Here is a 22,378-nt window from a genome sequence, read left to right on the forward strand (position 1 = left end):
ATTTTTTTAGTTCAATATTCATTTTTTCGCCTTTTTTATAGATGCAACCAAACTATCGATGTCCGTTTTTTGGATATCATTTGTAAAACTAATACGAAAAGTATGTTCTGCTTCTTCCCTGCTTAGCCCTAAAGCCATTAGCACATGAGACGCTTCTATTTCTTTAGATGAGCAAGCAGAACCTTGAGCCAAACAGAAAGCTTGTTCATTATCTCTTACAAGTACTCCAATATTTGTTTTAGGCAAAGAGAGCGAAATAATATGTGCTAGCGTATTACTACCATTTATTATAAATTCAACTCCAGCATTACTTAGTTGTTCAACCAGATAATCTCGTATCATTTTTTTCTCGAAAGACTGATAGCTTTTATGAAAAGTAGACATAGCAACACCAAATCCGATAATCAAAGGAGTAGCGACAGTTCCTCCTCTCACCCCTTGTTCTTGACCTGCTCCATGGATTACAGGAACTAAATCACGCTTTCGTAAATCACGAATGTAAATTGCACCAATTCCTTTTGGTCCACCAATTTTATGGCCTGAAAATGACATCAAATCCACATTCATATCATCCACATGAATAGAAGTCTTGCCAAAACTTTGTGCCGCATCACTATGAAATAAAATTCCTTTTTTAAAACAAAGTTTACCTATTTCAGCAATAGGATTAACAGTTCCTAGTTCATTATTAACATGCATAATTGAAACAAGAACAGTATCTTCTGTTAAAACATCACTAACGCTTGAGGCATCAATAACACCATGTTTATTTGGCATAACTATGGAGATTGAAAACCCTTGGTCCTTTAAAAAGTCACAAATAGCAAAGATACATTTATGTTCCATAGCGCTTATTACTACATGCTTCTTCTTAGAGGATGTACTCAGCAATAGGCTCTTAAAAGCAATATTATTTGATTCAGTCGCTCCGCTAGTAAAAACGATCTCACTAGGATACGCACCTATCATATCGGCCAACTGCTCTCTAATCATATTCGTTTCTAGTAAAGCTTTTGTACCTAGAAGATGACTGGAAGCTGAATTTGCGTAACACTCTTCGAACGCCTTCATTAAAGATATTTTCACTTCGGGCAGAAGTGGGTATGAAGCAGCTGAATCAAGATATATCATTTTATTAATCCTTAACGTTGAGTATCAATAATAACATAAAGTCCCCACCTATTAGTCCAGCATAAAAGTAACGGGGCCATCGTTGATTAGGCTCACTTGCATGTCGGCACCAAATTGTCCGGTGGCTACCTTATCGTGCTGTTTGCGTACCATCTCAACGAAGAGATTGAATAATCGTTCTGCTTCGGCAGGGATGGCGGCCGTGGAAAAGCCGGGTCTTAAACCTTTCTTGGTTTCTGCGGCTAAGGTGAATTGGGATACCAGCAGTACACCGCCTTCTACCTGCTTTACATTTAAGTTCATTTTTCCTTCTTCATCACTGAACATACGGTATTTTAGTAGCTTATCAGCTAACCGTTGTAAGTCGGCTTCTGTGTCGGCTTTTTCAATACCAACCAACACCATCTGGCCATGATCGATAGCGCCAATCACTTCTCCTTCCACGGTAACATTGGCTTGTTTGGCTCTTTGGATAAGCAGTTTCATTGCGATTCCTATGTTTCACTTAAATATAGAATGTTGTGTGCTTTACACCATAAATCAAGCACAGAAAAAAAGCACCCGAAGATGCTTTTAGTCTGTATAAAATTATTGTCTATAACACTGCTATCTATTTGATTTCATTTGAAAGATAAACTCTATTTGATATCAATTCTCGATAGCTGTTTAGCACATTAGTTAGACGCTTCACTCAATATCATTTGAGCGCCTTTTTCACCAATCATCATTGAAGGAGAAGAGGTATTACCGCTGATTAACGCGGGCATAATAGACGCGTCTATGACTCTTACATTTTTTAACCCTTTGACCTTTAGCGACTCAGGATCCACCACGGCCATATCATCTATTCCCATTTTACACGTGCCTACAGGGTGATATACCGTACTGGCTGTTTCACGTAGATAATGCAGAATTTCGGCGTCCGTTTGTATGTCTTTGCCCGGAGCCATTTCTTCCCCGCGAATACCATCAAACTCAGGAGACGCTAAAATTTCCCGAGCTTTTTTAATGCCTTCCACCAGCACCTGTTGATCTCGTTCATCGGCAAAAAAGTTATGGTCAATTAAGACATTGCGATGAGTACCATCTTGCGCCAACTTAACCGTCCCTTTACTTCTTGGGCGCAGTACGCAGGTAAAGACAGAATACCCATGCCCAAATTCAAACTTTTTACCACGATGGCTGCGATACAAAGGCGTAAAATGGAACTGAATATCAGGGTCAGCCTCTGCGCTTCCTGGCTCTGCGGTTTCGGCTAATTTTGTTTTGGCAAAACCACCCGCTTCCACATAATTTGTCGTCAGCCAGCCTTTGCGCTGTAATGCGTATTTGATCGGTGCCAATACCACATGTGGCAATAGAGAAGCCAAAGAAACCCCTATTGTCGCTGGCGCTGTGGCTCTTACCGTCACCATACTGTCAATATGATCTTGTAGATTTTCCCCGACGCCCGGTAAATCAACTTGGCATTCTATGCCCAAAGCCTCTAGCTCCGCTTTATTCCCAATACCAGAAGCCAGTAAAATTCTTGGCGACACTATGGTTCCTGCCGATAAAATCACTTCTTTATTCGCGAGAATCTGTTGCGTTTTGCCTTCCGATTCAACATTCACCCCTTTAGCCAGGTCGCCTGCTAAGACAAGAGATAGGACATCGGTGTGAGTCAATATTGTGAGGTTTGCACGTGACTGCACAGGCTTTACAAACGCACTGTAGCTGCTGACACGCTGACCTTCATTTTGTTTGACATCATACACACCTAAACCTAACTGAGACGCGCCATTAAAATCGGTATTCTCCGGTAGTCCAGCCGCCGCTCCCGCTTTTATAAAGGTGTTGCATACGGAGTGAGGGTCTTGCTGCTTAGTCACCGTTAGCTCACCCTCAAAGCCATGATATTCAGCCGATTGATGGCTTTTATTGGCTTCTAATTTTTTAAAGACAGGTAGGACATCCTGATAAGACCAACCTTTACAACCTTGCCTTTCCCAACCATCGTAATCATTCTGGTTACCGCGGATATACACCATACTGTTAATGGCCGTTGACCCACCTAAAGCTTTGCCTCGGTTCACCATCATTTTACGATTATGTAAATGCGTCTGCGGTGTGCCTTCAAAAGCATAATCGTATTTTTTATTGCCATAAAGACCAAAAATACCAGCAGGAATATTCACCCAGGGACTGTTACTGTCACCACCCGCCTCAATAAGACAAACACTGACTTTAGGATCCGCACTTAAACGATTGGCAACAACGCAGCCAGCCGCACCGGCTCCAACAATAATATAATCGTAAGCTTTCATCGCATCACTCCTGCTACTCTTGCCTGATCAATTAGTTGACGTTTTAAAATGAAAGCTTTTCGGTCTTGTTAACGCGTCAAAGCCCATTTTAGACAATGAACAACCTCGGCCTGTATTCTTGACTCCCGTCCAAGCCAAGGCTGGATCTAAGTAATCACAACGATTCATAAACACAGTGCCCGTTTCTAATTGTGGCGCTATTCTCTCCGCAGCGGCAAGGTCTTCTGTCCAAATACCCGCCGTTAACCCAAATTCAGAATCGTTCATTAAGGCAATGGCTTCTTCGTCACTCGATACTTTTATGACACCGACAACAGGGCCAAAGCTTTCCTCTGTCATCACGGACATGTCATGGGTAACGTTTGTTAATACTTGCGGTGCCATGTAGGCGGAACCTGGCTTATCTAAAGTAAATAGACTGGTATCTACGTGGGTTTTTGCACCAGCCGCAACGGCATCCGCTACCTGTTGACGTACAAAATCGGCCGCGGCGGGTTTTATCATAGGCCCTAGATTGGTTGCCGTATCTAATGGGTTACCCAAAGTATACGCCTGACCTGCAGCGGCTAACCCGGCCACGAGCTCATCATGAACACTTTCATGTACGTAGATTCGTTCGATACTGCAACAAGACTGGCCGCTATTGAAAAAGGCTCCATCGGCCAGGTTTTCAATGGTGTAAGCCATATTGCAATCGGCTCGTACATACGCCGGGTCTTTACCACCAAGCTCCAAACCTAAAGGAATAAATTGACCTGCGGCTGCTTGCTCCATGGCTTTACCACCCCCAACAGAACCCGTAAAGCACACCATATCCACATTACCGGAGGCAATTAACTCACTGGTGGTCCCATGGTCGAGGACGATATTTTGAAATAAGCCCTCAGGCAGCCCAGCTTGATCGAAAGCATCTTGTATACGTTCAGCCACCAACAAAGTATTGGAAGCGTGTTTAAGAACAACCGCATTGCCGGCAAGTAACGCTGGAATAACTGAGTTCAGCGCCGTCATAAAAGGAAAATTCCAAGGGGCTATGGTCATCACCACACCTAATGGCTCACGGCTGATTTTGCGTTTGAAGCCTTCTTTGAACCCCGGGTCATAGGGCTCTAATGAGGCTTCAGCAATAGCAATCATATGACGAGCACGTTCTTCTAAGCCCTTCACTTCACCTGCACCTTGACTAATTGGGCGACCCATTTGCCATGCTAACTCTTCGGCTATGCGATCCGTCATCGCAATCATGGCATCCACCGCTAGGGTGCAATATTGACCTCGTTCAGCCACACTTTTTTCGGCCCAAAGGTGCTGTGCCGCTGACGCTTTGGCAAAGGCGGTTGCGATTTGATCTTGAGTGGCAACATCACGTTCTGCATAAACGCGACCATCGACAGGTGATACACATTGAATTTTCTTCATTTTTTTACCTAAAACTTAAAATACATGGAATTCAAATCGCCGTGTTGTTTCTGCTCTGTCTAGTTAAGCAGCAAACAGATGAGGCCTCAGAGCCTAAAACCCTGAAGCCTCATAAGATACGACCATTCATTTAATTAACAGCGCTCAAAACCTCGGGCCACTTCCCAGTCGGTAACCTGTTGGTCATAGGCTTGCTGTTCCCAACGGGCCGCTCGCACATAATGATCAACCACATCATCACCAAATGCCGCTCGTAACATGCTGGATTCATTTAATTTTTCAACAGCGACACGTAAAGTGTTTGGGACTCGATGAGCGTTTTCCCCCGCATACGCGTCACCAACAAACTCTTCTTCTAACGGTAATTTATTCTCTATGCCCGCCATACCCGCCGCGAGCTGTCCAGCCAAAGCAAGATACGGATTTAGATCAGAACCACCAATACGACATTCAATACGAATACCCTTTGTGCCAGCGCCACATAAACGGAAGCCTGCCGTGCGATTATCCAAGCTCCAAACGGCTTTCGTTGGTGCAAACGTACCTTCTTGGAAGCGTTTGTAGGAATTTATATAAGGCGCCAATAGACACGTTACCTCATCCGCATGAGCAAGTAATCCGGCTAAATAATGACGCATCAATTCCGACATACCATGAGGTTGAGTTTCATCTAAAAATAATGGTTTGCCCTCTTTGCTCCATAAGGATTGGTGTACATGGGATGAACTCCCTGTGGCTTCTTTGTGCCATTTCGCCATAAAGGTAATGGCTTTACCGTTCTGCCAAGCAATCTCTTTACAAGCATGTTTGGCAATGGAGTGGTGGTCAGCGGTGTTTAAGGCTTTGTCATATTTGATGTTTAATTCTTCTTGCCCTGCACTGGCTTCCCCTTTGGAACATTCCACCGAAATACCCGCACCGTATACACCGTTGCGTATCGCACGAATGACGACTTCTTCTTTAGTCGTTTGGAAGATATGGTAATCTTCATTATAGGAACTGGCTGGCTGCATGTCTTTGTAGCCAGCCGCACACGCCTCTGCATAGCTTTGATCGAACATGAAAAATTCTAATTCTGTCGCCATCATAGGCACAATACCCATGGCGTCTAAGCGATCAATTTGCTTTCGTAAAATAGCACGAGGGGAATGCGGGACCGGATTATAATGATGGTCTAGTACATCACATAGCACCAAAGCCGTACCCTCTAACCAAGGTACTCGGCGTAATGTTGTTAAATCCGGCTTCATGACATAGTCACCGTAGCCCGCCTCCCAGCTAGTCGATTTGTAACCTGACACGGTTTCCATTTCTAGGTCTGTGGCCAGTAAATAATTACAGGAATGGGTTTCATTAACCGCATGATTAATAAAGTAGTCAATATGAAAACGCTTTCCCATTAAGCGGCCTTGCATATCAACTTGGCAAGCCAACACAGTATCAAGGCTACCAGCCGCAAACTCTTCTTTTAATTGTTCCAGCGTTAACATTCCGCTCATCGGTGTTCCCCTCTACATTTAATTTTTATTAACGTGATTGTTGGATGTTAGTTTACTTACCTAAGCATTCACTTGATTTAATACTTTACCAATAAGTTGCGCCCATTCGAGCTGTCCATCGGCTTGTTCAATTAAATCATTACGGACTTCTAACATCACATTGTCTATTTGATTGTTACGGCCGTGTCGAGTCACCATATGCAATACTGGATCAGAAGGGCCATAGGGCTCATTCATGCGAATATCGTAATGACTCAGTGCCTGAGCTTGATCATAAAAACGCTTAGCAAAGACATTATCAAGATCACAAATCACACCTAACTCAACGGTTCGCAACTGACCTTTATAAGTCGGTGTAAAACTATGAATTGTGACCAGAATCGTCTTCCTACCGGATTCTTCACGGGCGTTAATTTGCGCTTCTATCTCTCTATGGAAAGGTTGGTAGATTTGCTGTACCCGATAATCCCGCTGCTCTGCTGTTAACTCACTGTTTCCAGGAATAGCCGTCACTTCACTTAATGGCGGAATCGCACTTAATTCACTCGGAGGTCTATTGCAATCGTAAAGCAACCTTGAATAGCGTTGTAAAATCAAACTGGCATCCAGCTGTTTACTCAGCGCCTTGGCCATATCGGCCGCACCAATATCCCAGCCAATATGACTTAAGCATTCGGCTTTCGTTAGACCCAAGTTATTAAAGTTCTCAGGTATAAAGTGACTGGCATGTTCACAAACCAACAATATGTCTGATTGGCCGGCGCTATTAACCAGTTCGGCTGGCGATTGTTCTAATCCATGCATCACCACAGTGACACCTCTCCTTTTGCTAAAAACATAATTTTAAACATGACTGTCTCGCCTGTTTTTTCCCGTGCTTTTATACTCTCTTATTGACCAAACACAAGTTCAGGCAACCATAAAGTAATTTGCGGGAAAACCATAAATAAGATCAACGCAAACACCATGATCATTACAAAAGGAATGATGGATTTATAAATATCAACCAATCCTACTTCTTTCGGTGCCATGGCTCTCATTAGGAATAAATTGTAACCAAAAGGAGGCGTCATATAGGCAATTTGGCACGTTACTGTGTACAGCACACCATACCAAATCGGATTAAATTCAAGCGCAATAATCAAGGGAATATATAAGGGTGCCACAATGACTAACATCGCTGTATCGTCAAGGAACATTCCCATAATGATATAAGACACTTGCATCAGCACGAGTACTTCCCAAGGACTTAACCCCCACTGATCTAAGAACAAAGCCTCGATCGCTTTTACGGCACCCAAACCATCAAACACAGCGCCAAAACATAAGGCCGCCATAATGATCCACATAAACATACAACTGATGCCTAGCGTTTTGCGGAGCGTAGTGTGAATTAAGCGAAAATTCAGGCGACCTTTTACTAATGCCGCTAGCATGGCAACGGATGCACCGACAGCAGAACACTCCACTAAACTGGTGTAACCCATTAGAAACAAACCAATAACAGAGAAGATAACCATTAAAGGCAAAACACCGGCACCTAATAACATATACTTTTCTTTGCGGGTTATTAGATCTCGTTCAGCTTGTGGTAATGGCGGCCCAAGCTCTGGTTGTAGACGACAACGAATGACGATATAAGCAATGAACATCACGGCGAGAATCAAACCAGGAACCGCACCCGCAAGCCATAATTGACTAACCGGCTGACGAGCAATCATTCCATATAACACCAACACAATACTCGGTGGAACGAGAATGCCTAACGAGCTCCCCGCCTGAATCACCCCCGTAACCATGCGTTTATCGTACCCCCGTTTAAGCATCTCAGGCAGAGCGATACTGGTACCAATCGCCATCCCAGCCACGCTTAATCCATTCATCGCAGAAATGGCTACCATCAAGACTATGGTTCCAATACCCAAGCCACCTTTGAGTGAGCCCATCCACACATGCAACATTCGATAAAGGTCACTAGCAATGCCGGACTCAGATAGCATGTACCCCATAAAAACAAACAAAGGCAGAGTGAGTAGAGGATACCAATTCATCAGCTTCATGCTGGCATTAAACGCCATTTCAGAGCCACCATCGCCCCATAAAAAGAAGGAGGCGGTAACAGCAACGAACCCAACAGCACCAAATACCCGTTGACCGGTCAGTAACATCAGCATTAATGATGAGAACATCAAAATCGCGATCATTTCGTAATTCATATTGATAAATCCTCTGGGTTACGCTTCACGTCGAATGGCTTACCTATCGCTTCAGCAACATTTTGTGCAAACGTGGCTAATACTTGCAGTAGCATTAAAAAGATACCAATCGTCATCAGGATTTTTACTGGTGCTAAAGGAGGCCGCCATGAAGAGTAATTTTTTTGTCCGTACTCTATTGCATAAGCAGTACTGGAAACGGCGCCATAAAATAACATAATTAAATAAGTGATCAGGCAAAGGACGGTGAAGGCATCGGTAATAGCCTGTCTTCTGGCCGACCAATTACCGTAAAATACATCCATTCGGACATGGGAGTCCATCTGCATAGAATAGCCGCCGCCAAGCAGGTAGTAGGCCGCCATAGTAAATTGCGCCATTTCAATGACCCAAATTTGAGGTGAGCCAACGCCTTTGGAGATGGAGGAAAACAATAAGATCCCCATCATCACCAGCACTAAATACATAGCTAAAACACCTACACCACGATTAAATTTATAGATAAATCGTATGTATGCTTGAATTGCGTTATACACAATAACGTCCCCAGAATAGAGATTTTATAGAGAGACGCTCTCCGTTAAGAGAGCGTCATTACATTGTTCAAAATGCACACTTGCTCATGACATCTTGGCCTTTTTGCTCATCCACAAAAAAACCAAGAGACCAAACAACAAGTTAACTATAGCGGTAAGGTCTACCTGCTTTCGACATGGTGTCATTATACTTTTTGAATATATCGACAACCTTTTTGGTACGCTCACTGGTTTCAGCAATTTCATCCCAGAACTTATGCGCTTCGGCTTCAACTGTTGCCCATTCTTCATCAGAAATAGACGTCAGTTTCATCTTAGTTCCTTCTGTTCTCAATTTCGCTTCACCACCCCAATACCAATGCTGGCGGTAGTAATGCGAGCTATCCATGCACAGTCTCCATAGCTCTTTTAAATGCTCTGGTAAGGCATTCCAAGAATCATTGTTGGCAAAGAAAGAGCCACTCCATGCACCGGAAATATTATTGGTTAAGAAGTAGTTTGTCGCATCGGCCCAACCGACTGTGTAATCTTCGGTAATACCTGACCAAGCAATACCATCAAGTTCGCCAGTTTGTAAGGCAACTTCAATGTCTTCCCAAGGTAAAGTAACTGGAATGACACCAAAACGGTTTAAGAAACGGCCCGCGGTTGGGAAAGTGAAGATCCGCTTACCTTTTAAATCAGCCAAACTGTTAATTGGGTCCTTGGTGGCGAAATGACACGGATCCCATGCACCCGCACTTAGCCATTTAACACCCACTTCGTCATAGGCTTCTTCCCAGATTTCTTTTAAACCGTACTGTTCGAATAAGACAGGCACGTCAAGGCTGTAACGGGTAGCAAAGGGAAAGTATCCACCAAAAACAGAAATATCAACAGGCGCGCCCATGGAATCATCATCACTTTGAACCGCATCAATGGTGCCATTTTGTAACGCACGGAATAACTCTGGCGTTGGTACAAGCTGATCGGCGTAATAAAGTTCGATCTCCATTTCACCATTAGCCGCTTTATTGAATGCTTCCACAGCCGGTTTAATCACGTGCTCACCGAGCGCTGCGCCCGCGTACGTTTGTAAACGCCATTTAATCGGGGCTGTTTTAGCTTGAGCATTAGACGCACCTAACGTGGCGGCCGCAGCACTACCAACGACGGCTTTTTTAATAAAATCGCGTTTGTTCTTATTCATTTTCTTTCCTCTCCATAACTACCAATAGTTTTAGGCTTCTGCATTATGAAAAACAGTTTATTCAAATAACTTGTATAAATTGCTTACACAAAAGACGCTTTGTATTACGAACTTCAAGAAACTTTTCAGATCTTCTACTGCTTTTTATTGATTGTTTTTTCTATCAACCTAATCAATATAGAACAGTAAAAAACAATTGCGTAAATATTTATACATTATTTATTTAACCTGTCAATTTTTTTACATAAGATAAAATTCGTCTATACTTTGAACAGTCTATTAAACGTTAAGGTATGAGTGATTTAGGGAAAAAATACTGTATAGATGAGATTTATAGGTTTATAGTGCGGCGCTCGAATGACGCACACACATAGACAGATAGAAGAAAACGGCATACCATTTGAAGCGAAAATAGAGTGATCCTTATGAATAACACACCAATACATACCGATAGCCACACCATCGCTGAACTGTTTCGCTCCGAGCTCAACCTCTTTAGCCCTGCCGAGCTGAAACTCGTTAACTACTTACTAACGAACTACCCAATGTCCGGTTTGGTGTCCATTACTGAACTATCAGAGAACTGCGGCGTATCCACACCGACCGTCATGCGGACATTGAAACGTATTGGGTTTGCAAGCTTTACGACTTTCCAGAAAGAGCTCAAAGAAGAGCTGCAACAAACCTTATCCGACCCTATTGCCAAACATGATCGATGGGCCGCAGACGCACCAAAAGAACACGTCTTAAATCGGGTGGCCGATACGGTAACAACCAACTTACGACACAGTCTCAATCAAATAAATCACGAGCAATTCGACGCTATCATCGACTTATTAGCAAACCAAGAACACGCACTCCACCTTCTTGGAGGCCGTATTACCAGTGCTTTTGCTCGCTATTTAAATACCCATTTAAATGTCATCCGCGAAGACGTTCATCTGTTTCCTGAAACCGCCTCTTTATGGCCACACCATCTATTGAAAATCAAAGAAAACGATGTGGTGATCATGTTTGATGTGCGTCGCTACGAGCAGGACCTCATTACAGCAAGCCGTTTATTAAAAGCACGCGGAGCCAAAATCATTTTATTTACCGATCAATGGTTATCCCCCGTTGCCGATTATTCGGAACATACTTTACCCATTCGGATAGAAGGTAAATCAGGTTGGGATTCTGGAGTTGTGACGCTGTTTTTTGCGGAATCCATGATCGTCGCGCTTGAAGAAAGACTCTGGTCGCAAACCTCAAAACGCATGCGTGAACTGGAAGACATGTTCGATTTAACCGAGCGATTTAAAAAGAAAATCAAGTAAGAGAGCTCAAGATTAATAAAACGAATTATGTATGAACAACAACATTCATGAACAGCGACAGAAATTGTTGTCAGCTAAAGGAAACGGGTAAAAGCAGTAATGTAATGACAATATGGAGATACAATAATATCGTTTTTTATATGAGTAACCATTTGATGCCAAAGAAGATTATTCGCCAATCTATTTTTATTTCTATGGGCTGTCTATTATTGACATTGACAGGCTGTAAATCCGTTTCCTCCGTGGAAAAATTATCTGAGCAAATAAAAAACATTGAAGATATTAATGATATAAAAGCCATTGCCAAACAAGCAAAAGAAAGCCGAGATTTAATTAAAGAAGAAATCCAAGTCGTAAAAACCTTATTTAAAGAACTGGATGAAAAAGTGAATAAAATATGGGGGAAAGGGAATAGTGAACTGCCCGAAAAGAAAAAATATGTAAAATACACAAATGACTATCAGGCAAGAACGGTTGTTGATTTTGATAGTGGGTTAGTGAGAGTGGAAACCATAGCGAAGGACTCGCCTATTGAGACTCTAAAAAAAGCGGTCACTACCACTCTGCTCACAACGTCCGATCCCAGTAAAACGGATATTTTTTCTAGTGCTGAGCCCAATACCGATGGCGTACCTTTTTTATATCCCCAAGTTATGGACCATGATGGAAAGCTCGTGCAATTTCGCTGGCGAGCACAGCGTTACTCAGAGTACCTTGTGAGCAACAAGCTCACCAAATCCAAAGAAAACAACACAACCATCTACGCCGTTGAATTCAAATTAGTAGCCCAGCATCAACATCTTCGCCAAGAAAAATACAGTGACTATGTTCTGGCCGCAGCGAATCGATACAACTTATCACCCGCGCTCATCTACGGCATCATTGAAACAGAAAGTTCATTTAATCCTTATGCCGTCAGCCCTGCAAACGCCTACGGTTTAATGCAAGTCGTCCCCTCCACCGCCGGTCGGGATGTCTATAACCTAGTTAAGAACAAATCAGGACAGCCAACAAAAGAAATCCTTTTTTCCCCTGAAAATAACATCGATATAGGCAGTGCTTATCTCTATATTTTACAAACTCGTTACTTAGTTAAAGTGGCCAATAAATTAAGTCAAGAATATTCAATGATCTCCGCTTATAACGGCGGTACTGGCAATGTCTTAAAAACGTTTGATAGCAATAGAACGCGAGCGATGGACAAGATAAACCAGACATCCACCAGCAATGTTTACAAAAAACTCAGATACGACCACCCTAGATCTGAATCGCGATACTATTTAGAAAAAGTCACCAAAGCCAAAGCCAGCTATGAGAAGTAGTCTTAAAATACCTAAAGAGAGAGTTTTAGCCTATTCTCCAAGGGGAAAGAAAAGAGAAACATTTTAGTTTTATGATGTTTCGACTGTCTCACTTTGACATTAAACAATTGAAACACATAAATTAATTACAAAACTCAGTGGTCTTAATCTTCATTTTTTTCAAGGTCTTTAATTTGCTCTAAGAACCACTCTTTAAAGGCGGCTATGTCTTTTCTTTGAGCAACGGCTTTTCGTATCAACAAATAATGATCTCGTTTAGGCAACAACGTTTCCTTAACAGGCTTAACCAAGCTTCCATCGCGTATCAAATCATTTACTAAATGCTTCCACCCTAAACAAATACCGTGTCCACTTAATACCGTATTGATCATCATAGGGTAGCTATTGTAACTCAACCCGTTAAGTGCAGTATAAGGCACATCATTCTGCTCAAACCAGTAGTTCCAATCAATTACCGTCCATGGAAGATTTTTCCAGTGATTATCATCTGTGTTTAATAACGTATGTTTCACTAAGTCTTGTATCGATTCAATTTTTGAGTTTTTCTCTAAATATCTAGGGCTGCAAACTGGAAAGATTTCTTCCGAGAAAAAGTAGGTACTTTCATAGCTCGATGAGGGCTCCTCTCCCATGGTGATCATAATGTCAAAGTGATCCTTTTGAGGGTTCGGGCTACGCTCTAAACTAACAACATACATATCAATTTCAGGATAAAGCTTTTTAAAATCGCCAATACGTGGAGCAAGAAACAGTCCCGCAATAGAACTCATTAACCCAATGGTCATGGTGGACAGTTCATGCCGGTTTCGTAACTGATTTGCCGCGGTTTCAATATGAGATAAACCTAGGGATACCGCATCTAAAAAGAGCTTACCGTTAGAGTTTAAGCTAACATGCTTATGATTACGGTCAAATAGCTCACCTCCTAAGTTTTCTTCTAGCAGGCGAATCTGTCTGCTAATTGCGGCTTGACTAACACACACTTCTTCCGCTGCTCGCTTAAAACTCTGATATCGAGCCGCCGCTTCAAAAGCCACCAAAGAACTAAAAGAGGGTAAGTCTTTTTTTCGCATAATACGCCTTTCTTATGTACCTATGTTTGCTAAAGCATCGACGCTATAGACGAATACTAAGATCAATTATTACGTCATGCTGTTCTACCACGCTTTTTATTTCTTAGCTAGAAGCTCATAAATCAAAGCATCGCATATAATCCGTAGAGAGCCAAACACCTTCTTAATTAACTTTTAGTTAAGTGAGTCGTATTTTTGTCATTTGATAAAACACGTAAACCCATTGATATTAAGTTGTGTCCACGAATGATTGTCACTGAAATAGTGCAGCAAAAAACTTAATTAAACATTTACTTGATACGAATAAATGAAACCGGAAGCTCATGCTTGTTCATTTTGAAGTAGATAAAAAAGAGGTTCTTATGTCTTCAGTAAAAAAAGTATACCACTCGGCGATTACTAGAAATGTTCATGGCACTATCAAGGTTAAAGACAAGATAAAGGCGCTTTCTTTAGGGATAATCATAATGTCATCCAGCCTGCATGCATCAGAAAGTCTGCCTGGGGAAGGCGTGACAGTAAGACCTATGGATTTTGGAAATCAAAATACCCAGTTTCAAAGCGAAATTATCAGAATCGGATTAGAGACGCTTGGCTATAAAGTAAATAAAGCATTAGAAGCAGATCCAACGATTGCTCATGTCTCTGTAGGTCAAGAAGATGCAGATTATATGGCGGTACACTGGGAGCCATTACATAACGATTATTTTGCCCGTGCTGGGGGTGAAAACTCAAACACTAAACTAGGTACATTAGTAAAAGATGCCGCTCAAGGTATTTTAATTGATAAGAAAACCGCCGATGCTTATGGAATAACAAGCCTATCGCAGTTAAAAGACCCTAAAATCGCCGCACTTTTTGATATGGATGAAGATGGTAAAGCGGACCTTACAGGTTGTAACCCTGGCTGGGGTTGCGAAGAAGTCATTGAAACACACCTAGATAACTTAGGACTGCGCGATACGGTCACCCATAGACAGGGCGTTTATGTTGCACTCATGGCCGATACGATTACTAGGTTCCGAGAAGGCAAACCCGTCCTGTATTACACTTGGACTCCTATGTGGGTCAGCAGCCTTTTGGTTCCTGGAAAAGATTCGTCTTGGCTGACTATCCCAGAAAAAAATCAAGTCGCATCTAAAGACGATGGCTTAGGGTTTGTTGTAAATACGGTTCGTATAATGGCTAACAATCATTTCTTAGAACAGAATCCTGCCGCCAAACATTTTTTTGAATTAGTAACGATCGATATTAATGATATCAATGCACAAAATGCGTTAATTCAAGCTGGGGAAAAGAGCAGTCGCGATGTTACCCGCCACGCAAAAGCATGGATATCTAATCATCAAGACCTCTTTAATCATTGGATTACTCAGGCCAAAGAGTTCAAGCCAAAATCATAATTCGTTCGCTTTATTTCTAAGGCATACCCTCTCTTCATGTGCATTTAAGTTCTATTTTTTACTAGAGGCTTAATGCCATCACAAGGAATCCCAGCAGCATGAGTAGTCCAACCAATAAACAGCCCAATATTATTTTCATTATGGCAGATCAAGTAGCTGCCCAAGCATTACCTATGTACGGACACAGTGTGGTAAAAACCCCACACCTCACGGCATTAGCAACAGAGAGTACTGTATTTAATCGTGCTTATTGTAATTTTCCACTGTGTGCTCCCGCTCGCTACGCTATGCTCTCAGGAAAATTATGTTCAAGAATAGGAGCGTATGACAATGCAGCAGAGTTCAAGTCGTCTACTCCTACATTCGTTCATGGCTTGCGAAATAAAGGTTATCAAACCAGCCTAATCGGGAAAATGCACTTTGTAGGAGCCGATCAGTTACATGGATATGAGGAGCGTTTAACCACAGAAATATACCCCTCTGATTTTAGTTGGATTCCAAACTGGAAAAATTCTGATACCAAATTGGCTTTTCAAGATATGAAAAATGTCATTTCTGCAGGGCCTGCCGCGCGTACCATGCAAATGGATTTTGATGAGCTTGTATCTTATAAAGCAGAACAAAAGATTTACGACTTAGCCCGTAGTGAAGATAAAAGGCCTTTCTTCCTTACTGTCTCTTTTACTCATCCTCATGACCCTTACTCACCAACGCCAGAATTTTGGGAGTTGTATAAAGAAGAGGACATTGATGACCCAGCGGTCCCTTTTATAGAATATCAAGATAGAGATAAGCATAGCCAAGACCTCTATAAACATTACAGCATGGATCAGAAAATCCCCTCTAAAAAAGAAACGTTACGCGCTCGTCATGGTTATTATGCTTCCATCAGTTATATTGATGACAAAATCGGAAAACTGATTAAAAACCTTAAAGAAACAGGGCTGTGGGATAATACGGTACTCATTTTCACTTCTGACCATGGAGATATGATGGGAGAGAGAGGCATGTGGTACAAAAAGTCTTTCTTTGAATGGTCTTTAAGGGTGCCTTTACTCATTCGGACGCCGTTTAATAATACCGCATCTAGAGTTGAGGATAGCGTATCCCATATAGACTTATTTCCCACATTATTAGACATGGCTGGAGGACATGAGGAGCCCCCTTTATTCTTAGATGGAGTGAGCCTACAGCCCTATTTACAAAACGAGTCACCCAAAATACGCCCCTTCCCTAGAGCAGAATACTTAGCGGAAGGCACTGATCATCCCCAAGTGGCTTTAATTAGAGACCCTTATAAGCTCATTATTAGCGAAAATGCCTCTCCATTGTTATTTGATCTAGAAAAAGACCCTATGGAGTTAACGAATCTGGCGTCAAGCCCTGAATATAAAGCAGAATTTCAGAATTTAATACAACAAGCAGAACAGGAATGGGATTTAGCCAGCTTGCGAACCAATATTATCAATGATCAAAATAATCGTAGACTAGTGGCTGAAGCAACCTCAAAGGGAATACAAACTTCTTGGGATTATGAGCCTCACGAAGATGCAAGTAAGCAGTTTGTTCGAGGTGGAGCGTGGTGTGCAGATGCAGAAACAAAAGCCTATCTTGACGCAAATTTAGCCAATTAAAAAGTACCTATCTAATGTAAACGGACCAATAACATACTCTGTTCAGCTGCCATCTATCGAATCGTATTTGAGCAGAGTCTTTACTACCTTGGCAGGCTAAGTCCATAGTTTTGCCTATCTAATCTATGGACTTAGCCTATTGAAAATAAGTAATTGTTTAATTTAATACAGCGGTTATTATTACTTTTTCACAGCCTCTAATAAACAGTTATAGAAAGCCAAGGCCACTGGCGTTAATGCATTTTTAGAACTTTTCAAAACAACGGAAAACTCACTTTCAATAACCCATTCTTCTTCTTTTAAAGCGACTAAATTGTATTGGTATTTACCGCTTTCAATAAGATGTGTCGGCAGAAAGCTAATGTGAGTTCCTGCCATCGTTAGTATTAAGCCAGACTCAACATTCCAACCATTTATTAATTTAATATTGTCATACTGGTTAACATTCAGTAATTGATGCATTTGTCTCGAAGCATAACCTCCAACATTGATTCTTTGACCTTCTAAGGAGTACTGCTTATTGATGATCTCTAATGCCACATCCTCACGGGCGTAAAGATAACTTTTTTCATGGAATAATGGCGTTCTGTGGTCATAAGTTTGAGCATGAACGTTTTGTTCACTCAATACCACAATCATCATATCGAGTTGATTTTTCTGGAGTTTTTCATTGAGCAATGTGTAATCACCAATTTCTAATGACACCTCAATATGATCACTCAATTGGTAAAATGCCTCAATGGCAGCGGAGATAATATTGTCTTCGAATGTGACCGTATTATCGAGCACTCCGACTCTAACTAGCCCCGTCAAGGTTGAACGAACGCCTTTCAGTTTGAAGGCAAACTCACTTAAAACTGAGCTCAGTTCGTTCGCATAGTCGTATACTGTCCGTCCTTCACTGGTGAGTTCAAAACCACTTCTTCCTCGATAACAAAGTGTTACTCCAAGACTTTTTTCAAGCTCAATTAATTGATTACTCAGAACCGGTTGACTGAGCCCTGTATTTAAAATGGCGTTACTGATCCCCCCTGCTCAACAATTTCACAAAACAATTCTAGTCGGCGTAGATCTCTCTTATCCAATTTTTTCATCTGAGCAGTCATAATAAGGTTTCATCCTAATTTTCAAATGTTTGAATTCAATAATATATATTTATCTGAATGTAACAAGCTGCTAATTTTTGTCTGATGAATTTATATACAAATAACTTAATAAAAAAATAAGAATGTGGGAACTTAACATGACCAACGTAGAAAAAATAACAATAGATGATTTTGAATTAGAGCCCGTTCCAAATCATTCAAAGCGCTCTTGGTACGTCATCAGTTTGATTTGGTTAGCAATTGGTATTGACGTATCAGGGCTTTTTTTGGGCGCCTTTTTAAGTAATGGCCTCACAATCAACGATGCTCTCCTGGCGACCTTCTTAGGTTCAGCGATACTCGGCATTCTCGCCATGCTATGTGCAAACATTGGTTATCAGGCTGGGGTGTCCACCTCTTTAATGAGTAGCTCAGTCTTTGGTCGATATGGTGGCAAAATACTCGGCGCAATAAATGGGATCTCACTGATTGGTTGGTTTGCCTTTCAGGCCGATTTTTTTGCTCTTATTATGGTCGATGCATTTAGCAAATATGACCTAATCATTTCCCATACGACCGCTCTCATTGCTGGGGGCTTATTGATGATGGTCACAGCGATTTTTGGTGTCAGAGCACTCGGTAAACTGAGCACTTTTTCTGTTCCTTTAATGGTGACTCTTATTACGGTCGGCCTGTACATGGCATCAGGACAACAGAACGTAAGCGAAAAAGTGATTGTAGCGCCTCTTTCTATGGGCGAAGCCATTTCATATGTTATGTCTATTTGGATTTTGGCCGCTGTGGCAGCACCCGATATAGCCCGTTACGCTAAAACACGTAAAGATGCCATTTTAGGGGCTGGATTTGGTTTTTTATTCGGTAACAGTGCCATTATTGTCGTTGCCCTCTTACTCACCCAGCTGACAGGGTCAGATAATTTGGTCAATGTATTCTTCAGTATCGGTTTAGGTGCCGCCGCGATCACCGTATTGATTTTTGCTCAATGGACGACCAACAGCAGCAACTTAATCTCCGGGGCTTTAGGACTTTCTGTCGTTTTACCAAATGTATCTCGTCCTACTCTAGTCATTATTATGACCGTTCTTGGACTGGGGATTGCCCAGTTCGGGATGGTCGATTTATTTACCGCGTTTTTAACCTTCCTAGGGGTCACCATTGCGCCATCAGCAGGTGTTTACCTTGCTCAATATTACTTCTTAGATCGCGATGAATTGTCTTTTGAGCGGATTAAATCGGCCTCTGATTGGAAAGTAAAAGGGCTGCTTTCATGGGCGCTAGGAAGTGCCGTAAGTGCTTGTACCGCAGGAGAGTTTTTCAACCTCTTCACTCTTACCAGTATATCGACAGTGGATGGCATTTTGGTGTCATTTGTTAGCTACATTTTATTCGTCAAATTATCTAAAACATCCATTAGCCAGAATCCATAAGGAATCCAAACATGATTATTAATGACCAAATGATTGATGACATCGCTCTTGGAGCAACGGTACTTGGCACTGGCGGCGGCGGCGATCCTTACAGCGGTTCTCTAATGGCCAAAGTCGCCATAGCCAATGCTAGCAAGCCGGTTGAATTGATTGCTCTTGAAGACGTTGCCGACCATTGGATGACCGTCCCTTCATCCATGATTGGCGCTCCCACTGTAGCGCTCGAAAAACTTAACTCTCGGGATCAAATGTTAATCGCATTCAACGCTATGGAAAGCGCTCTTAATGAAACCATCATGGCTACTTTTCCTATCGAAGTAGGTGGTTTCAATTCACTTATACCTATTTTAGTTGCCGCCAGTAAAGGCATTCCCGTTATTGACTGTGATGCGATGGGACGCGCCTTTCCAGAATCTCAAATGGTTACGTTTTATCTGGATGGACTGCCTTCCGCACCGAATACATTAGCCGATGAGAAAGGCAATGTCGCTACACTTCACCCGATAGATGGTATCTGGTCAGAAAATTTTGCCAGAGCCTTAACAGAACAAATGGGCGGATCAGCCGCTATCTGTGATTACCCAATGAGGGGCTCAGAGTTAAAACGAAGCGCGCTTGGCGCCACACTTACCAAAGCAATGCAAATAGGTAAAGCGATCCGTAACGCCAATGAAGCCGGCAACAGTGCGATTGAGTCTGTACTGAATATTGTAGGGGGACACCGTATTATTAGTGGGAAAATTATTGATATCGAGCGCAACACGCAAGGCGGTTTTGCGACTGGTGGCGTCATTATAGAACGCCTTCAAAACAACACGGTAAAAAATGATATCGACACTGTCTATGTGCATTTTCAGAATGAATTATTATTAGCCCATAAAGGCAAATCCGCCGCATACATGAACGACAGTAACCTCTTAGCCAGTACCCCTGATCTTATTTCAATACTGGATCACGAAACAGGCCAACCCATTACAACCGAACGACTGCACTATGGGCAAAGAGTCGATCTCATTGCCTACCCTTGTGATTCTAAATGGCGTACTCCAAAAGGCATTGAGGTGGCTGGGCCTAATTATTTTGGTTATGACGTGTCTTATACCAGTATTGAATCACTTGCTTTCAAAATCAATCTAGAGGAATAGAAAAATGGGGAAATCAAATTTTCGGCTGGGAATTGATGTAGGTGGAACCAACACGGATGGCGTTCTCTTAGACAACCAACTTAACTGCGTAATGAAGGTAAAAGTTGCTACAACCCATGATATTTCAAGCGGTATTGATCGAGCTATAGAGACATTACTCAGTCGCGGTGGCATTACCGGAGAGCAGGTAAAGTACGCCATGCTTGGAACGACACAATGCACCAATGCCATCGTAGAAAAACGGGGGTTAGACCGAGTCGGTATGATTCGTTTAGCATTACCAAGTTGTAGTGCCATACCACCATTAAGTGGATGGAGTTCCTCATGGAAAACGCTACTCGGAGAACACTTTTATGAAGCCCATGGAGGGTACGAGTACAATGGCCAATTAATTGCCGATATTAATGAATCTGAAATCCGCCAACTTTGTCAGCAAATGAAAGGCCTAATCGATTCAATCGCGATTTGTGGTGTGTTTTCTCCCGTGAATAACGAACAAGAGCTTGCTGTTGCCCAATGGGTCAAGGAAGAACTTCCTGGCGTGAACATTTCACTTTCCCATAAAGTAGGAAGCCTGAGTATTCTTGAACGTGAAAATGCCGCCATCCTCAATGCCGCATTGCAAGGCACAGCCAAACGCTTTGTAGACGGGTTTTGTCATGCTTTAGATAAGCACAATATCAATGCGATACCCTATTTTGGCCAAAATGACGGCACCTTAATGTCCAAAGAGTTTGCGCTGAAATACCCTATTCTCACTGTCGCTTGCGGTCCTACGAATTCCATTCGTGGGGCAAGTCACCTAACGAAACTTGCCGATGCCATTGTTATTGATGTAGGTGGAACTACTTCAGATATCGGGGCGCTAACACACGGTTATCCTAGGGAATCTAATCTTGCCGTCGAATTAGGAGAGGTAAGAACCAACTTTCGTATGCCTGATATCCTAGCTATTGCGATTGGAGGAGGAACCCGTGTCACATTGTCTGACGACAAATCTGGCCATAGCGTTACGTTAGGTCCTGAAAGTGTTGGCCATGAACTCACGTCAAAATCACGTTGTTTTGGAGGAGACACATTAACCTTAACGGATATTGCACTAGAGCGAGGCGCTATGGTTTGGAGTGGTGATGCTAAACAAGAGAAAGTCCACATTGCTCCAGAGCAAATTGAAACCGTTTATGCTTCCATGTTGTCAATTGTGGAAGAAGCCATAGATAAGATGAAGACCTCTTCAGCAAAAGTCCCTGTTATTCTTGTCGGTGGTGGCAGTGCTTTAATGCCAAATTCATTTGAGGGTGTCAGTGAAGTGATCAGGCCAGAACACTTCGAAGTAGCCAATGCCATTGGGGTCGCTTTAGGAGAAATTTCAGGTCAACTGGACAAAATCATTTCCATCGATCCTCTCAACCGTCATGCCATCATGAGCGAACTAGAAGAGGAAGCCAAAAATATAGCGATTGCAGCGGGGGCATGCCCTAGCAATGTCTCTATTATTGAAAGAAGCGACATCCCGCTCACTTACCTACAAGGAAATATGGTACACGTTAAAATCAAAGCGGCAGGAAAAATCATTTAATCAACAACTGTTTTGACCTTAGGTCATACCGCCCTCTCAGTTGTTTTTACTCTCTGTTATTTTGGTAACAGGGAGTT

General features: G+C 42.2%; 18 protein-coding genes and 1 pseudogene. 7 read left to right on the top strand and 12 right to left on the bottom strand.

Annotation, left to right across the window (positions count from 1 at the left end; translation table 11 throughout):
• Window positions 1–18: 18 nt before the first annotated feature.
• From O1D97_RS18765 to O1D97_RS18805, 9 genes are all read right to left on the bottom strand, one after another.
• On the bottom strand, window positions 19–1,131 hold the full coding sequence (locus tag O1D97_RS18765) for a cysteine desulfurase family protein (RefSeq protein ID WP_269127734.1): 1,113 nt from the start codon (window positions 1,129–1,131) through the stop codon (window positions 19–21).
• 51 nt (window positions 1,132–1,182) lie between these two features.
• Window positions 1,183–1,617 carry a D-aminoacyl-tRNA deacylase gene (gene dtd / locus O1D97_RS18770; protein WP_269127735.1) on the bottom strand — a complete coding sequence of 145 codons (435 nt, stop codon included), beginning with the start codon at window positions 1,615–1,617 and terminating at the stop codon, window positions 1,183–1,185.
• Between the two features lie 188 nt (window positions 1,618–1,805).
• Complete coding sequence (locus O1D97_RS18775; RefSeq protein WP_269127736.1) at window positions 1,806–3,437, bottom strand: GMC family oxidoreductase; 1,632 nt, start codon at window positions 3,435–3,437, stop codon at window positions 1,806–1,808.
• A gap of 27 nt (window positions 3,438–3,464) precedes the next feature.
• The gene (locus O1D97_RS18780; protein WP_269127737.1) at window positions 3,465–4,856 is read right to left on the bottom strand and encodes an aldehyde dehydrogenase family protein; all 1,392 of its coding nucleotides are present in this window, start codon (window positions 4,854–4,856) and stop codon (window positions 3,465–3,467) included.
• A 134-nt stretch (window positions 4,857–4,990) separates the two neighbouring features.
• Window positions 4,991–6,355, bottom strand: coding sequence for a glutamine synthetase family protein (locus O1D97_RS18785; RefSeq protein WP_269127738.1), 1,365 nt, complete (start codon window positions 6,353–6,355; stop codon window positions 4,991–4,993).
• A 60-nt stretch (window positions 6,356–6,415) separates the two neighbouring features.
• Window positions 6,416–7,159, bottom strand: a complete 744-nt coding sequence (locus tag O1D97_RS18790) for an N-formylglutamate amidohydrolase (RefSeq protein ID WP_269127892.1) — start codon at window positions 7,157–7,159, stop codon at window positions 6,416–6,418.
• Between the two features lie 86 nt (window positions 7,160–7,245).
• Entirely contained in the window at window positions 7,246–8,571 is a 1,326-nt protein-coding gene (locus O1D97_RS18795; protein WP_269127739.1) for a TRAP transporter large permease, read from the bottom strand.
• A complete protein-coding gene (locus tag O1D97_RS18800) occupies window positions 8,568–9,107 on the bottom strand; it encodes a TRAP transporter small permease subunit (protein WP_269127740.1) in 540 nt (179 codons plus the stop codon). The genes O1D97_RS18795 and O1D97_RS18800 overlap by 4 nt, the downstream gene beginning before the upstream one ends.
• A gap of 142 nt (window positions 9,108–9,249) precedes the next feature.
• Complete coding sequence (locus tag O1D97_RS18805; RefSeq protein WP_269127741.1) at window positions 9,250–10,296, bottom strand: TRAP transporter substrate-binding protein; 1,047 nt, start codon at window positions 10,294–10,296, stop codon at window positions 9,250–9,252.
• Window positions 10,297–10,721: 425 nt separating this feature from the next.
• Here O1D97_RS18805 and O1D97_RS18810 point away from each other — a divergent pair, with 425 nt between their 5' ends.
• On the top strand, window positions 10,722–11,612 hold the full coding sequence (locus tag O1D97_RS18810) for a MurR/RpiR family transcriptional regulator (protein ID WP_269127742.1): 891 nt from the start codon (window positions 10,722–10,724) through the stop codon (window positions 11,610–11,612).
• Between the two features lie 155 nt (window positions 11,613–11,767).
• The gene (locus O1D97_RS18815; protein WP_269127743.1) at window positions 11,768–12,934 is read left to right on the top strand and encodes a murein transglycosylase domain-containing protein; all 1,167 of its coding nucleotides are present in this window, start codon (window positions 11,768–11,770) and stop codon (window positions 12,932–12,934) included.
• A 143-nt stretch (window positions 12,935–13,077) separates the two neighbouring features.
• On the opposite strand, the gene O1D97_RS18820 is transcribed toward O1D97_RS18815, so the two are convergent.
• Window positions 13,078–14,007 carry a LysR substrate-binding domain-containing protein gene (locus O1D97_RS18820; protein WP_269127744.1) on the bottom strand — a complete coding sequence of 310 codons (930 nt, stop codon included), beginning with the start codon at window positions 14,005–14,007 and terminating at the stop codon, window positions 13,078–13,080.
• Window positions 14,008–14,369: 362 nt separating this feature from the next.
• Here O1D97_RS18820 and proX point away from each other — a divergent pair, with 362 nt between their 5' ends.
• Entirely contained in the window at window positions 14,370–15,410 is a 1,041-nt protein-coding gene (proX, locus tag O1D97_RS18825; protein WP_269127745.1) for a glycine betaine/L-proline ABC transporter substrate-binding protein ProX, read from the top strand.
• Between the two features lie 98 nt (window positions 15,411–15,508).
• The gene (gene betC, locus O1D97_RS18830; RefSeq protein WP_269127746.1) at window positions 15,509–17,044 is read left to right on the top strand and encodes a choline-sulfatase; all 1,536 of its coding nucleotides are present in this window, start codon (window positions 15,509–15,511) and stop codon (window positions 17,042–17,044) included.
• Window positions 17,045–17,224: 180 nt separating this feature from the next.
• Here the strand turns inward: betC and O1D97_RS18835 are convergent, their stop codons facing one another.
• Both O1D97_RS18835 and O1D97_RS19980 read right to left on the bottom strand, forming a co-directional pair.
• Window positions 17,225–17,857: a substrate-binding domain-containing protein gene (locus O1D97_RS18835; RefSeq protein WP_269127747.1), complete on the bottom strand. Its 633-nt coding sequence runs from the start codon at window positions 17,855–17,857 to the stop codon at window positions 17,225–17,227.
• A gap of 90 nt (window positions 17,858–17,947) precedes the next feature.
• A pseudogene (locus O1D97_RS19980) lies at window positions 17,948–18,070 on the bottom strand (helix-turn-helix domain-containing protein); the annotation flags it as partial.
• Window positions 18,071–18,287: 217 nt separating this feature from the next.
• On the opposite strand from O1D97_RS19980, the gene O1D97_RS18840 reads away from it, so the two are divergent.
• The 3 genes from O1D97_RS18840 to O1D97_RS18850 are packed head-to-tail and all read left to right on the top strand — an operon-like array spanning window position 18,288 to window position 22,301.
• On the top strand, window positions 18,288–19,577 hold the full coding sequence (locus tag O1D97_RS18840) for a cytosine permease (RefSeq protein ID WP_269127748.1): 1,290 nt from the start codon (window positions 18,288–18,290) through the stop codon (window positions 19,575–19,577).
• 11 nt (window positions 19,578–19,588) lie between these two features.
• Window positions 19,589–20,722 carry an S-methyl thiohydantoin desulfurase family protein gene (locus O1D97_RS18845; RefSeq protein ID WP_269127749.1) on the top strand — a complete coding sequence of 378 codons (1,134 nt, stop codon included), beginning with the start codon at window positions 19,589–19,591 and terminating at the stop codon, window positions 20,720–20,722.
• Window positions 20,723–20,726: 4 nt separating this feature from the next.
• Window positions 20,727–22,301 carry a hydantoinase/oxoprolinase family protein gene (locus tag O1D97_RS18850; RefSeq protein WP_269127750.1) on the top strand — a complete coding sequence of 525 codons (1,575 nt, stop codon included), beginning with the start codon at window positions 20,727–20,729 and terminating at the stop codon, window positions 22,299–22,301.
• The last annotated feature ends 77 nt before the right edge of the window (window positions 22,302–22,378 follow it).

The sequence above is a fragment of the Marinomonas phaeophyticola genome (assembly GCF_026966905.1).
Lineage (GTDB): Bacteria > Pseudomonadota > Gammaproteobacteria > Pseudomonadales > Marinomonadaceae > Marinomonas > Marinomonas phaeophyticola.

Excerpts from the sequence above, each read along its gene's own strand:
- O1D97_RS18765 (WP_269127734.1), bottom strand. The coding sequence starts at position 1,131 with ATGATATATCTTGATTCAGCTGCTTCATACCCACTTCTGCCCGAAGTG.
- dtd (WP_269127735.1), bottom strand. The coding sequence starts at position 1,617 with ATGAAACTGCTTATCCAAAGAGCCAAACAAGCCAATGTTACCGTGGAA.
- O1D97_RS18775 (WP_269127736.1), bottom strand. The coding sequence starts at position 3,437 with ATGAAAGCTTACGATTATATTATTGTTGGAGCCGGTGCGGCTGGCTGC.
- O1D97_RS18780 (WP_269127737.1), bottom strand. The coding sequence starts at position 4,856 with ATGAAGAAAATTCAATGTGTATCACCTGTCGATGGTCGCGTTTATGCA.
- O1D97_RS18785 (WP_269127738.1), bottom strand. The coding sequence starts at position 6,355 with ATGAGCGGAATGTTAACGCTGGAACAATTAAAAGAAGAGTTTGCGGCT.
- O1D97_RS18790 (WP_269127892.1), bottom strand. The coding sequence starts at position 7,159 with ATGCATGGATTAGAACAATCGCCAGCCGAACTGGTTAATAGCGCCGGC.
- O1D97_RS18795 (WP_269127739.1), bottom strand. The coding sequence starts at position 8,571 with ATGAATTACGAAATGATCGCGATTTTGATGTTCTCATCATTAATGCTG.
- O1D97_RS18805 (WP_269127741.1), bottom strand. The coding sequence starts at position 10,296 with ATGAATAAGAACAAACGCGATTTTATTAAAAAAGCCGTCGTTGGTAGT.
- O1D97_RS18810 (WP_269127742.1), top strand. The coding sequence starts at position 10,722 with ATGAATAACACACCAATACATACCGATAGCCACACCATCGCTGAACTG.
- O1D97_RS18815 (WP_269127743.1), top strand. The coding sequence starts at position 11,768 with ATGCCAAAGAAGATTATTCGCCAATCTATTTTTATTTCTATGGGCTGT.
- O1D97_RS18820 (WP_269127744.1), bottom strand. The coding sequence starts at position 14,007 with ATGCGAAAAAAAGACTTACCCTCTTTTAGTTCTTTGGTGGCTTTTGAA.
- proX (WP_269127745.1), top strand. The coding sequence starts at position 14,370 with ATGTCTTCAGTAAAAAAAGTATACCACTCGGCGATTACTAGAAATGTT.
- betC (WP_269127746.1), top strand. The coding sequence starts at position 15,509 with ATGAGTAGTCCAACCAATAAACAGCCCAATATTATTTTCATTATGGCA.
- O1D97_RS18840 (WP_269127748.1), top strand. The coding sequence starts at position 18,288 with ATGACCAACGTAGAAAAAATAACAATAGATGATTTTGAATTAGAGCCC.
- O1D97_RS18845 (WP_269127749.1), top strand. The coding sequence starts at position 19,589 with ATGATTATTAATGACCAAATGATTGATGACATCGCTCTTGGAGCAACG.
- O1D97_RS18850 (WP_269127750.1), top strand. The coding sequence starts at position 20,727 with ATGGGGAAATCAAATTTTCGGCTGGGAATTGATGTAGGTGGAACCAAC.